Here is a 12,788-nt window from a genome sequence, read left to right on the forward strand (position 1 = left end):
GCTTCAACCCAGCGGCTGTGGTAGAGGATCAGGCCGACGGCCATGCCGGCGGGTCGGCGCCGTATGGCACCAAGCGGTCGGCTGCGGGCAGGGTCAGGTTGGTGAACGTGACCGCCGGAGCCAGGAAGGTCACGGCACCGTAGGTGGTGTCGACGGAGAACGTCTCCGCCGGGTAGGTGTCGGTTTCGGGGACCTCGTCCTGGGTCCTCACGTCGAGCAGGCCGAGATCCTGGACCCACATGACACTGCGGGTCAACGACAGCTTCACCTGGTAGGAGCCGCCCTCCGTGGCGCGCAGCAGCAGGGCCGCCATCATTCCGGCGGCGGCGCAGTAGCCGGTGATCAGGTCGGCCACGTAGAAGACGGGAGAGAACTTCGGTGGGCCGCCCTGGCCTTCCTCCAGCGCGAACCCTGACGTCACCTGGCCGTTCTGGTCGAACCCGGGCCGGCGCGCCCATGGGCCCGCGTGGCCGTAGGCGTTGGCGGACATGTAGACCATCCCGCGTTCGCTGGCGGCGGCCAGCGCTTGCGGCCCCAGGCCGAAACGCTCGATGACGGTGGGGCGGTAGGTGCAGGCGAAAACGTCGGCTGTCGCGGCCAGCCGGCGCATCGTCGCCAGGTCGTCGTCGGAGCGCAGGTCGAGGTAGGCGTCGTACTTGCCGGCGTCGACGCCGAGGTGCTGCGCGAGCGAGTCGGCGAACCACGGCGAGCTGATGTGGAGTACGTCGGCGCCGTACTCCGCGAGCGTCCGGGCGCTACGGGGGCCCGCCAACACGTGTGTGAAGTCGAGCACGCGTACGCCATCCAGGGGTGAGATCGGGTTGTCCGCGAAGGGAACCGGGTCGCCATCGGCGAGCTTGACGATCTCGATCTGTGGCACCGCGGCGAGCGCCTGACCCTGCGGGTGGGTGAGCCAGTCCGCACGGGTCCTGGCCCGGCAGGCCGGGAGTCCGGCGTCCGAGAGTGCCTGCACCAGATCGTCCGCGTCCCAGGTGGCGACCTCGCGGGCGAAGGACCTCTTGTTGTTGCCGCAGTCGAAGAAGTTGAGGTAGCCGTTGAGCAGCTTCTGGTAGGGCGGCCCCGCCTCGAGCATCACGTGGTGGCCGTCGCGGGTCGGGAAAACGCCGTTGACCTGCACGAACTCGGCTCCGACGTTGCTGGAGTAGCCGGCCTGCTCGACGAAATGGGTCGGGTGCAGATGATGCAGACCGTGGACGACGTCCATCGAAATGTCGGTGGGCTCGCCGCCGCGGTGCTCCCAGATCGCCGCGCCCGCGGCGGCGATCAACAGGTGTGCGGTGCAGGACGCCTCCGCGAGGCGGTGCGGCGAGCGGATGACCGGATCCGACCCGAAAATGGTCGCCTCACCGCTGAACCGCCCGGCCAGTCCGACCTGCGCCATGAGGTCTGCCAGCGGCTCCAACTCGCCGCGCCGAAGACGGCGCGCGTCCATTCCCATGACATCCACCATTCTTCACCACTCGCAGCCGATCCCGAGCGCGGTTCCCGCACGAGCAGATTCGGATAGTTGCGCCGGCTGGCGCCAGTGGTGTGCATGGGCCGTGTTCGGGTGCGGCTGGCTGTTGAGGCGGCTCTGTCTCGGTCAGCTGCGCCGCGCCTATGAGGACGCCCACCAATAGGTCCTGAATAGATCGCCGCCGGAGGCTGACCACGCCGACCGCGCGGTGGCACACGGGCGGCCGGCGTATCCCTAAACCTGGAAGGACACCCGATGCCCGTACCCAAGCCGTTCCGCTCCCGCATATCGCTCGGCGCCGTACTGTTGGCGGTCGTCGCATTGGCCGGTGCGTTCGCCGCAGGGCCAGCCCACGCTCAACCATCCGGTTCGGACGGAAGCTACTACGCCGATTCGTCAGCGGTGGCACAGGATCTGCGCTGCGGCGCCAACGGTTCGAGCAAATGGACCTCGCGCGCCGACGTTGTCGCCCGGGCCCGAAGTTGGATCGGCAAGACGCCGTACAGCCAGAACGGCTGCCACTCCAACGCGTACGGAAGCTACCGCCGTGACTGTTCGGGCATGGTGAGCATGGCCTGGGGACTGGGTGGCGACGGCGCCGACTGGTGGACCGGCAACCTCGGCTCCGCGAGCTACACGATCGCGGCCGCCGATCTGCGCGCCGGTGACGCTTTGCTGTATCACGACGGCACCTCCGACGGCAGCCACGTCGCGATTTTCGTGCGATGGGCCGATACCGCGCACAGCAAGGTTGTCGTGATCCAGGAGACCGGATCGGCGGACAACACCATCGAAGGCGTGCCGACCAACTTCAACTGGCGCAACTACACGCCGAAGCGCTACAAGTACATCGTCGACCGGGCACCGGTGGCAGGATCGGCGAACAACTCCAAGGACGGCAACCTACAGGAGTTCGTGGTCGGTGCTGACCGGACGCTGCGGCACTGGGCCTACGACTTCGCCAACTCCCGCTGGGCCTTGAACGAGAACCTCGGCGGCTCCGTCTCCGGTGCCGTGGCGACGGTGACGTCTTCGGACGGCAACCTGCAGGCGTTCGCCCGCGGCACCGATGGCACCCTGCGCTATTGGGTCTTCGACTTCAACGGCGGTGGGTGGATCTCGAACCAGAGTCTCGGCGGCTCGATCATCGGTAGCCCAACCGCCACCAACTCCAGCGACGGCAATCTCCAGGTGTTCGCGTGGGGATCGGACAACACGCTGCGGCACTGGTCCTACGACTTTCGACTCGGCCGCTGGCTGTCCAACGAGAACCTCGGTGGCAACCTCGGTAGCAATCCGGTGGCCACCAACTCCAGCGACGGCAATCTCCAGGTCTTCGCCCGCGACGGGGACGCGACGTTGCGCCACTGGGCTTTCAACTTCCGCGGCGGGGGCTGGCAGCTCAACGAGAACCTCGGCGGTTCGCTGAGTAGCAGCCCGACGGTCACCACCTCCAGCGACGGGAACCTCCAGGTCTTCGCGCGTGGCAGTGACCAGACCCTCCGGCACTGGGCGTACAACTTCGGTTTGGGTAGGTGGTCGGGGAATGAGAGCCTCGGCGGTCTTATCACCGCCACGCCGGCGGCCACGTCGTCGAACGACGGCAACCTGCAGGTCTTCGCTCGCGGTAACGACGGCACGCTCAAGCGCTGGGCGTTCGACTTCCCGCGCGGCTCCTGGACCGTCACGAACGAGGCCATGGGCGGCAACGTGATCGGCGACGTCATCGCCACGACGACGTCCAGTGATGGAAACCTCCAGGTCTTCGCCGAGGGCGCCGACCAGACGCTGCGGTACTGGGCGTTCAACTTCGGCTCCGGGCAGTGGGTCTACAACCAGAATCTGGGCGGAAACCTGCCTGGCTGAGCGCCTCCATCAGCTACCCCGAGAAGGAGAATCATGCCCCACGCGAATCCGCCTTCTGTCCAGGCATCCGGTCACGCGCCGTCGGCGCGCCGCTTCACCAGGGGCGGCATCCGGAGAGGCCTGCGCCTCCGGGTCGCCGCTGCCACCGCGATCGCAGTGGTCGCGTCGATGGCCGGCGTGGCCTCGCCGGCCGCCGCGTCCGTGGCGTACTACACCCCGAGTTGCATGTTCAACGTCTACGACACCGCCATCGAATTGACCACGGCCTTCGGTGTCAAGGCCTGGTTCGTCCGCCAGGGTTCACTGTGGAGCGGCGAGGTCTGCCAGATCGGCTTGGCGCGGCTCGAGATGCAGCCGGACGGCAACCTCGTCCTCTACGACGAGAGGCGCGTCGCCCGGTGGGCGATGAGCTGGCGGTCGTCGCGGGTCTTCAACAACGCAGCGCACTACGGCTTCCAGGGCTTCGACGGCAACCTCGTCGCGTACGACGACTGGGGTTGGCCGGTGGCGGCAACCGACACCTGCTGCTTCGCCGACGCCATCCTGGCTGTCCAGGAAGACGGCAACCTTATCATTTACCAGCAGGCGCCCACGGGCAAGCTGACGCCCCGGTGGGCCACCAACAGCAGCCACTGAACCAGCGCGCCGAGCCCGGCGGTGCTTCCGCGCCGGGCTCGGCGCGCCATCAGTCAGCATCGCCAAGGCGCGCAAGGAAGGCCTCAGGAAGCGCCATAGGGATCGCGGGTCGCCAGCATGTCCGCGATCGGGATGCCGCGACGGACGGCCAGTCGGCGGCGCTGGCGCACCTGTGCGCTGCTACGCGGCCGGAATTTCGGCTCGCGCCCGCAGCCGCAGACCTCGAACCCTTCGTAGCGCAGTCCCGCAGCAAGCACGGCCGCCACGGCGGTCCAGCCCGAGGCGTCCCGGCGCCTCGGAGCGGCGAAGTCGTGGCCGGCGAGCACCATGGGTGCACGGCAGCGGGTACACGGATGCGCCACCCCGTCCCACGGCTGCTTGCTGCTGCTGCGGCACGGCACACACACGTAGTGAACCTTGTAGGGGGTCTCGGCGTACCGGCACATGCGGTCAGGATAACCGCGGTCCACCCAGGACTGCGACAAGACCGGTCCCGGTGCAAAATCATGGACTTTCGACTGAGTGCTTGTCCTGCGACTCTTTGGTTGTTCGCCTGCACGCCCCATCATTCAGAAAGGCCTTCCGACCTAGCCGCCAGCGCCGGAGAGGGATCGCATGTCCGAGGACACAGCGCTGGGGCAGGAATCGGCATTGGCCGAGTTCAACGCGCTGCGTGCCGAGATCATGGGTCGCCAGACGAACACCCAGCAGCTCCTGTCCATCCAATTGACGGTTTCCGGAGCGGTCTTCAGCCTTGCATTATCAAGCCCTGGACGGTCGGCGGTGCTTCTGATCCTGCCGCTGATTACCTTCATGCTCGCCGGACGCCATGTCGCGCACAGCTACGCCTGTCTCAGCATCGCTACCTACATAAGGTCCGAGCTGAGCCCTCGCGTCGAGGGCGGCCTGGGTTGGGAAGAATGGCTACGATCGCACCGGGCCATTCCGCGGCGACATCATCCTTTCAACCCGTTGTTCATCTCGTTTCCTGGCATCAGCATCCTGGCGACCTTGGGTTCGCTGCCACACCTGGCCAGCCTGACACCATCGCTCGCTTCGTCCCTCTACTGGCTGGGCTGGCTGGCCGGTGCCGCACTCACGGTGTTGTCGGCGCGCCTCGTGCAGAAGGTTCGCCATGACTCGTTCCTCTGGCTCGGCCCCACTCCATGATCTTCAATCGTTTCGGGTACGGGCGCCGTCAAGCGGTGAGGTCGGTGCTCGTGCTCTGCTGGCGCCAGGAGTCGAGTTCGGCCCGCTGGGCGTCGAGCACGCCGCTGAAGGCGGTGACCGCGTCGGTGCCGAGCAGCAGAAGTGCGGGCGGCCGGTCGGAGTTGACGGCGGAGATGAGCACGCGGGCGGCCCTGGCGGGGTCGCCCGGTTGGGTGCCGTGCACGGTGTCGACCTCCTTGCGGCGCTTGCCCGCGGTGCCGGCGTAGTCGGCGATCACGGTTGCCGACTGGGTCAACGACCGACCGGAGAAGTCCGTGCGGAACGCGCCCGGCTCGACCGCCATCGCGGTGATCCCGAGCGGCTCGAGTTCTTTGCGCAGCGACCCGGTCATCCCTTCCAGCGCGGACTTGGCGGCCGCGTAGTAGCCGGAGCCCGGTGGGCACATGCGGGCGCCGATCGACGAGACGTTGACGATCGCTCCACCGCGCCGGGCGCGCATGCCCGGCAGCACGGCCTTGATCAGCGCGACCGGGCCGAAGAAGTTTGTCGCGAACAACCGCTGCACGTCCGCGTCGTCGCCTTCCTCGACCGCTGCCCGATAGCCGTACCCGGCGTTGTTGACGAGCACGTCGACGCCGCCGAACCGGGCCTCGGACCGGCGTACCACGTCGGTGATCTGCTCCTGGTCGGTCACGTCCAGGGCCAGCGCCAGTGCGGTGTTCGGGTATTTGCCGGCCAGGTCCTCGACCGACGCGGCGCTGCGGGCGGTGATGACCGCCTGGTCGCCGGCGTCGAGGACGGCTTCGGCCAGCGCCCGGCCCAGTCCGGTGGAGCATCCGGTGATCAACCAGGTGGACATTTAGGTCTCCTTCGACGATGTGGTGCGGCGTGCGCCTTTCTATTCAAGCGTCGCCCGCGGGATCACCCAAAACGCCACCGCCGGCTACCTAGTCTGGACATGGAGGTCTCAGCATGACGACGATTGGAATGATCGGCGCCGGACAGATCGGCAGCCAGATCGCCCGCGGAGCCGTGCGGCGCGGCTATGACGTCGTGATCAGCAACTCGCGTGGCCCGGAAACGCTCACCGAGCTGGTTAACGAGCTCGGCCCGTCCGCCCGGGCGGCCACCGCACCTGAAGCGGCAGCGGCAGCGGACTTCGCCGTGGTCGCCGTGCCGCTCAAGAACTACGAACAGGTGCCTGCCGAACAGCTCGCCGGCAAGTTCGTCGTTGACACGAACAACTACGACGCCGACCGCGATGGCCACATCGACGCGATCGACCACGGCACCGCGACGGTTTCCGGCCTGCTCCAAGAGCACCTGCCCGAGAGCAAGGTCGTCAAGGCGTTCAATCTCATCCTGGCACCGGACATCACGACCGATGGCACGCCCAAGGGCACACCCAACCGGCGGGCACTCGCGACGGCCAGCGACTACCCCGAGGCCATCGCGTTCATTACCGCGTTCTACGACGAGTTCGGTTACGACACGGTGAGCTCCGGCGGCCTCGACACGAGCTGGCGCTTCGACCGCGACGGCGATCCCGCCTACACCGTGGCGCACCAGACCGCCGACCAACTCGCCGCCAACCTGGCCCGCGCCGAGCGCACCTGATCCAATTTGGACCACCGACCGGATCGGCAGCGACGGGCGATCGGCGCGAGGCGCCCGGGGTGGTGGCTGGCCGGGATGGGCCAGCACACCAACCGCCAGTCAGTCGGCGATCGTCACGCGAAGCCCGGCGCGCCGACCGCCTGCTCCTTCGGGCTGGCGCCGAAACGGTTCGCTCCGGGCTTGCTGTCCGAGACCATGAACACCAGCAGGACGATGGCACCCACGAGCGGCACCAGCCCGATCAGCACCCACCAACCCGTGCGGTCGGTGTCGTGCAGGCGGCGCACCGCGACCGCCAGCCCCGGAAGGAACAGCGCCAGGCCGACGATGATGCCGAAGATGCCCGTGGATGCGGTGCTGGTGTCGAACAGGACGCTGTCGAGGATCCTGGCTACGACGTTGAGGAGGATGGCAAAGAGCGCGAACCACCAGTACTCGGACCGGCGAGCGCGCCCGGAGAATCCAACGTATTGGGAAAAGACAGACTTGAGCGACTCAGTGAAGGACATAACCGTCTCCGGTGTCAAAGGGATGGGTCTGCAAGATCGGTGTGCGAACGGATCGCACCAGATCGACGACTCCGGATCAATGGCCAATTAGCCAGAACAGGTGAGTACGCTCGGCTGATCATCCGAGTTGGACGATGACGAAATAACGACGGCTTTCGACTAGGAGCCGGGAGGGTTCACCGCGCGACGGTTGAGTAGCCACCACGCGGTCACCAGATCTTCAGTGCGCTTGAGGTCGAGCTTCGTGAGCTCCTCGAACCGACGGACGCGGTATCGCACGGTGTTCTGGTGGACCGCCAGCCGGCCGGCAGTCTCGCGTACCCGCTGATCGCATTCGAGGTAGACCCGAGCGGTCTGTTCGATGTCGTGGTTGGCGCGGCCTTGACCGTCGAGTGCTCGCATATGTCGTGCGGACAGGCGGTCAGCGGTCCGTGGGGCCGACAGGACAAGGGGTCGGGGTCCGAGGTCAGCCAGTCGCACGATGCCCGTCAGCGCGAAGCATTCCGCTGTCTCCAACGCCAGCACTGCCTCGGCGAACCCGCTGTGCAGGTCGTTCAATGCGACGGGCAGGCCGACGGCGACGAGGTGTCCGGCGATGCGCTCCGGCGAGCTCGGCGCGATGAAGCCCAGGCTGGCGCCGACTTCGGCGAAGAGCAGCCGGTCGGCGGGCATGTGCAGGGCGGAGGCGATGGCGCGACGGACCGCGTCGGCGGCAACCGGCGACGCGGCACGCGCGGCGAGAGGAACGTGTAGTGACCGCGGGTCAAGTCCGAACAGGTGGGCGTCGCGGTTGATCTGTTCCGCGGGGATCGTTCCGCCGAGGACGCCGCTGGCGAAGGTGGACCGGCGTTCGGCGTCGAACTGCGCCCGCTCGAGCGCGAGGTCGTGTTGGACGCGGGCGAACATCGACGCGGCCTCGTTGGAGAACTCCCAGGTGCTGTCGTGGATCGCGAGCAGAAGCTCAGGCGGCAGACCGACGTCGACGCCCACTTCGTCGAGCAGGGCGAGCATTTCGCGGGAGCCCATCTGGTAGCCGACGGCCAGCACCTCGGGTGGGATCCCGCGGCCCGCGCGCTCCACGGCGAACGTGTTGAGCAGGCCACGCAGCGCGCCGTCGGGCACCCGGAGTGCGGACAGCTCCGCGACGAGGGTGTCCATGAACTGCTGTGCACTGGCGCGGATCTCCTCGTCGGTGAGCACGTCGTAGCCGGGCAGATGTGCACGGGCCAGGGCGAGGAACCGGGCACCGAAGGCGTCCTGCTTGGCGCGCAACCGCTCGACGGCCGTCGTCACCAGATGGCGGGTCGGTTCGTCGAGGGTGGCCAGGTCCGGCATCCGCCGCCGCGGCGGCCACGCCGTGGGGATCGCGCTCGTCATCGACAGAGCGTATTTGTTCCGGAGAACAAAGTCGCGGCGGAGACCTTGGCGTTCGCTCCGTAGTCCATGGCACCTCCGCGGCACGACACTGTGACGCACCTCATGGCGAAGTTGTCGCTGGCTACGAGAGAAAGGGCGCCCACGGTGTCACGTTCTGTCAGAGAGCCCGCGGTCGACGCGCCGCGGTCCCGCTCGTCGGCGGGCTACGTGCTCGCGCTGCTGTTCATCGGCAATCTCCTGAACTTCTACGACCGTGCGTTGCCGTCGGTCGTGCTGGAGCCGATCAAGGACGAGTACGGCCTCGACGACACCCAGGTCGGCATTCTGGCGTCGGCCTTCGTCCTGGTCGCCGCCATCGCCGGCGTTCCGCTGGGCCGCCTTGCCGACCGGGTGGCGCGTCGTACCGTGGCGGGTTGGGGCCTGTTCGTCTGGAGTGTGTTCACCGCGGCGGGCGGCGTGTTGACCAACTTCTGGGGCTTTCTGGCCTCGCGCGTCGGTGTCGGTGTCGGGGAGTCCAGCTACGCGCCGGCGACCGGGTCGCTGCTCGCCGACCTCTATCCGAGCGAGCGACGTTCCCGGGCGAATGCCCTGTTCATGCTCGGCTTCCCGATCGGCACGCTGCTCGCTTTCCTCACCGCGGGTGCGCTCGCGGAGGCGTTCGACAGTTGGCGGGCGCCGTTCCTGATCGCGGCCGTTCCCGGCGTCATCGTGGCGCTGCTCGTGCTGCGGATCCGCGAACCGAGGCGCGGGGCGGCCGACCCGATCACCGTCACGGCCGCCGCCACGCGCGCGGGTTCGTTGCGGTCACTGCTGAAGGTCCGCTCGATGTACGGCCTGATCCTCGCGTTCGCCGGTTACAACTTCGCGGCGTACGCCATCGGCACTTTCCTGACCCCCGTGCTGCAGCGCTACTACGGCCTCGAACTGGTCGCCGCAGGCCTGGTCGGCGGAGTCGTCATCGGCGTCACCGGCCTGATCGGGCTCCTGCTCGGCGGCCGCGTGCTCGACGGAGCAGCCAGGCGCTCCCCAGCGGCGCGGGTGCGGGTTGCCGCCGTCAGCCTCGGCGCCGCCGCCGTGTTCGCCCTCGCCGGACTCGTGGCCGGCCCGCGGATGTTGTGGCAGTTGGTGCTGTTCCTCAGCCTCGGCTACCTGCTCGGCATCGTCTATCTGGCCGCGGCGGTTCCGGTCCTGGCGGACGTCATCCGACCCGAACAGAGATCGGGGGCGCTGGGCCTGATGTTCGCCATCGGATACCTGCTGGGCGGCGCCGGCGGGCCGATCGTGGTCGGCATGCTCAGCGACGCGTTGGCGGCCGGGTCCTCGTCCTCCGCCGACGCGGAAGCGCAGGGCTTGCAGACGGCGATGATGATCGCCGTTCCCGCCGCGTTCGCCGTCGCCGCCCTCGGCATGTTCCTCGCCGCCCGCTTCGTCAAGGGCGACCGCGAAACGATGCTCGCCGGCGAGGCCGCGGCATGACCGCGCGGAACATTGACGTGCTGATCATCGGCAGCGGGTTCTCCGGCATCGCACTGGGGCGAGCCCTGCGGCTGTCCGGACGCACCGACTTCGTCATCCTCGAACGGGAACCCGACGTCGGCGGAGTGTGGCGGTCGAACACCTATCCGGGCTGCACCTGCGACGTCCCGTCACACCTGTATTCGTTCTCGTTCGCGCCCAACCCGGACTGGTCCTCGACCTACTCACCCCAGCCCGAGATCCAGGACTATCTGCGGCGTTGCGTCGACCGGTTCGCGCTGCGTCCGCACCTGCGCGCCAACGTCGAGGTCACGGCGGCGCGCTGGGTCGACGGCGACCAACGCTGGCACGTCTCGACCAGTCAGGGAGAGTGGACGGCCTCGGTGCTGGTCAGCGCCGTCGGCCCGCTGACCGAGCCGAAGTTTCCCGACGTGCCGGGCATCGACCGGTTCGCGGGCAAGATCATGCACTCGGCCCGCTGGGACCACAGCTACAACCTGGCCGGCAAACGGGTGGCGTCCATCGGAACCGGCGCCTCGGCCATCCAATACGTTCCGGAGATCGCCGACGAGGTCGGCCGACTGTTCGTGTTCCAACGCAGCGCCCCGTGGATCACACCGCACGACAAAAGACCGATCACCGACGCCGAGCGACACGCCTTCCGGTCCCGGCCGATCCGCCAGAAGATCCAACGCGCGAAGGTGTACGCCGCCAAGGAAGCGTTCGTCCTCGGCATGGCCAAGCGACCCAGGCTCATGCGGATGCTCGAGGGTCCCGTGCGCAGGCACATGGAACGGCAGGTCGGCGATCCGGCGCTACGGAAGGCGGTCACGCCGGACTTCACCCTCGGCTGCAAGCGGATTTTACCGTCGAACACCTGGTATCCGGCTCTCCAGAAGCCTTCCGTCGAGCTCGTGCCGCACGCCCTGGCCGAGCTCCGCGAGCACAGTGTCGTCGGCGCCGACGGCATCGAACGCGAGGTCGACACGATCATCTTCGGCACCGGCTACCACGTCACCGACATGCCGTTCGCCGACAAGGTCCACGGCCGCGCCGGCACACCGCTCAACGACGTCTGGGCGGGATCACCGCGCGCCTACCTCGGCGTGTCCGTGCCCGGCTTTCCCAACTACTTCATGCTGCTCGGCCCCAACTCCGGCCTTGGGCACAGCTCGATGGTCTACATGATCGAAGCCCAGGCCGAACACGTGAAGAACGCCATCAGCGCGCTCGACCGGTCCGGCGCGACGACCATCGAGGTGACCCAGCAGGTGTACGACGCCTACAACGCCGACATCGACCGCCGGATGGCGACCACGGTCTGGGAGGTGGGCGGCTGCCGCACGTTCTACCAGGACGCCAACGGCCGTAACGCCACCATCTACCCCGACTGGACCTTCCGTTACCGGCGCCAGGCCGTGCGCTGGAGAGCCGATGCCTACCGCCTGACAACGGGACGACGGCAGTCAGCCGATGCCCGATGAAGGCGGTGACTCTCACGGGCGGGCGGCTCGACCTCGCCGACCTCCCCACGCCGCGACCCGGTCCTGGTCAGCTACTGCTCAAGGTCGTCCGATGTGGAATCTGCGGCTCGGACCTGCACGCCCGGCACCACGCCGACGAGCTGGCCGACGTGCTCGAGCTGTGCGGCTATCCGCGCTACCTGCGCTCGCACGAGAGCGTGGTGCTGGGCCACGAGCTCTACGGAGAGGTCGTCGACCGCGGTCCGGCGACCGCCGGCCGGATAAAGCCGGGCACGCCCGTGGTGGCCATCCCGCTCGTTCGCCGGGACCGCCAGGTCGATGGCATCGGGCTGTCAGCCGACGCGCCCGGTGGATACGCCGAGTACGTCGTGGTGCAGGAGGCATTGGCGCTACCCGTGCCCACCGGGCTCGGCCCGGACCTCGCCGCGCTGACCGAACCGGTGGCGGTGGCCTGGCACGCCGTCGCCCGGGCCGAGATGACCAGAAAAGATGTCGCGATCGTGCTGGGCTGCGGCCCCGTGGGCCTCGCCGTGATCGCCGTGCTCAAGGCACGCGGTGTCGCGACGGTGGTGGCCAGCGACCTCTCCGCCGGCCGACGGTCCCTGGCCACACGCTGCGGCGCCGACATCGTCGTCGACCCGGCCACCGAGTCGCCGTGGGACGCGTGCGCCGACCGCGGGTTCGTGACCGCGATGCCCAGCGAATACAACGCCGGCATCGACGCCCTCGAGGGCATGGCACGGCTGCCATTGGGTCGGTGGGCCGCGTGGCGACTGCTGGACCGGATCGGCGCGACCCGGCCGAAACGCCCGGTCGTGTTCGAGTGCGTCGGCGTAACCGGAATGATCGACAGCCTTGTCGCCGCAGCGCCGTTGCACTCAAGGATCGTCGTGGTCGGCGTCTGCATGGGCGCCGACGCTTTCCGACCCGCGCTCGCCGTGAACAAGGAACTCGACCTCAGGTTCGTCGTCGGATACTCACCGCTGGAGTTCCGCGACAGTCTCCACGCGCTCGCCGACGGAACCCTCGAGGTCTCCCCCATCGTGACCGGACGCGTTGGGTTGTCCGCCGTCGCGACCGCCTTCACGGCGCTGGCGAAGCCCGGCACGCACGCCAAGATACTCATAGATCCGTCAATTGATACTGACCAGATCATCGCGACCGCACGTCCATAAC

General features: G+C 68.1%; 12 protein-coding genes. 7 read left to right on the forward strand and 5 right to left on the reverse strand.

The window, feature by feature from the left end; genetic code table 11:
• Nucleotides 1-28: 28 nt before the first annotated feature.
• Nucleotides 29-1,459, reverse strand: a complete 1,431-nt coding sequence (locus DFJ67_RS35660) for a CoA transferase (protein ID WP_170216130.1) — start codon at nt 1,457-1,459, stop codon at nt 29-31.
• Between the two features lie 273 nt (nt 1,460-1,732).
• Between DFJ67_RS35660 and DFJ67_RS35665 the strand changes: the two genes are divergently transcribed.
• Together DFJ67_RS35665 and DFJ67_RS35670 are read left to right on the forward strand one after the other, a co-directional pair.
• On the forward strand, nt 1,733-3,343 hold the full coding sequence (locus DFJ67_RS35665; protein ID WP_147315744.1) for a DUF8189 domain-containing protein: 1,611 nt from the start codon (nt 1,733-1,735) through the stop codon (nt 3,341-3,343).
• 33 nt (nt 3,344-3,376) lie between these two features.
• Entirely contained in the window at nt 3,377-3,979 is a 603-nt protein-coding gene (locus DFJ67_RS35670) for a hypothetical protein (RefSeq protein WP_147315745.1), read from the forward strand.
• A gap of 83 nt (nt 3,980-4,062) precedes the next feature.
• Here DFJ67_RS35670 and DFJ67_RS35675 read toward each other — a convergent pair whose 3' ends face one another.
• A complete protein-coding gene (locus DFJ67_RS35675; RefSeq protein ID WP_239097070.1) occupies nt 4,063-4,425 on the reverse strand; it encodes a hypothetical protein in 363 nt (120 codons plus the stop codon).
• 169 nt (nt 4,426-4,594) lie between these two features.
• Here DFJ67_RS35675 and DFJ67_RS35680 point away from each other — a divergent pair, with 169 nt between their 5' ends.
• On the forward strand, nt 4,595-5,149 hold the full coding sequence (locus tag DFJ67_RS35680) for a hypothetical protein (protein WP_116073160.1): 555 nt from the start codon (nt 4,595-4,597) through the stop codon (nt 5,147-5,149).
• Nucleotides 5,150-5,177: 28 nt separating this feature from the next.
• Here the strand turns inward: DFJ67_RS35680 and DFJ67_RS35685 are convergent, their stop codons facing one another.
• The gene (locus tag DFJ67_RS35685; protein WP_116073162.1) at nt 5,178-6,008 is read right to left on the reverse strand and encodes an oxidoreductase; all 831 of its coding nucleotides are present in this window, start codon (nt 6,006-6,008) and stop codon (nt 5,178-5,180) included.
• 113 nt (nt 6,009-6,121) lie between these two features.
• On the opposite strand from DFJ67_RS35685, the gene DFJ67_RS35690 reads away from it, so the two are divergent.
• Nucleotides 6,122-6,766, forward strand: a complete 645-nt coding sequence (locus DFJ67_RS35690) for an NADPH-dependent F420 reductase (RefSeq protein ID WP_116073164.1) — start codon at nt 6,122-6,124, stop codon at nt 6,764-6,766.
• A 113-nt stretch (nt 6,767-6,879) separates the two neighbouring features.
• Here the strand turns inward: DFJ67_RS35690 and DFJ67_RS35695 are convergent, their stop codons facing one another.
• Entirely contained in the window at nt 6,880-7,275 is a 396-nt protein-coding gene (locus DFJ67_RS35695; protein WP_116073166.1) for a DUF805 domain-containing protein, read from the reverse strand.
• Nucleotides 7,276-7,434: 159 nt separating this feature from the next.
• On the reverse strand, nt 7,435-8,652 hold the full coding sequence (locus tag DFJ67_RS35700) for a PucR family transcriptional regulator (protein WP_116073168.1): 1,218 nt from the start codon (nt 8,650-8,652) through the stop codon (nt 7,435-7,437).
• Nucleotides 8,653-8,796: 144 nt separating this feature from the next.
• Between DFJ67_RS35700 and DFJ67_RS35705 the strand changes: the two genes are divergently transcribed.
• Genes DFJ67_RS35705 through DFJ67_RS35715 form a run of 3 tightly spaced genes read left to right on the forward strand, consistent with a single transcriptional unit; the run spans nt 8,797 to nt 12,787 of the window.
• Nucleotides 8,797-10,128, forward strand: a complete 1,332-nt coding sequence (locus DFJ67_RS35705; RefSeq protein WP_170216131.1) for a spinster family MFS transporter — start codon at nt 8,797-8,799, stop codon at nt 10,126-10,128.
• Complete coding sequence (locus DFJ67_RS35710; RefSeq protein ID WP_116073172.1) at nt 10,125-11,612, forward strand: flavin-containing monooxygenase; 1,488 nt, start codon at nt 10,125-10,127, stop codon at nt 11,610-11,612. Before DFJ67_RS35705 ends, DFJ67_RS35710 begins: the two co-directional genes overlap by 4 nt.
• Nucleotides 11,609-12,787 (forward strand): zinc-binding dehydrogenase, encoded by a 1,179-nt coding sequence (locus DFJ67_RS35715; RefSeq protein ID WP_116073174.1) that lies wholly within the window; start codon nt 11,609-11,611, stop codon nt 12,785-12,787. The genes DFJ67_RS35710 and DFJ67_RS35715 overlap by 4 nt, the downstream gene beginning before the upstream one ends.
• The last annotated feature ends 1 nt before the right edge of the window (nt 12,788 follow it).

It is taken from the genome of Asanoa ferruginea (genome assembly GCF_003387075.1).
GTDB classification, from domain to species: Bacteria; Actinomycetota; Actinomycetes; order Mycobacteriales; family Micromonosporaceae; genus Asanoa; species Asanoa ferruginea.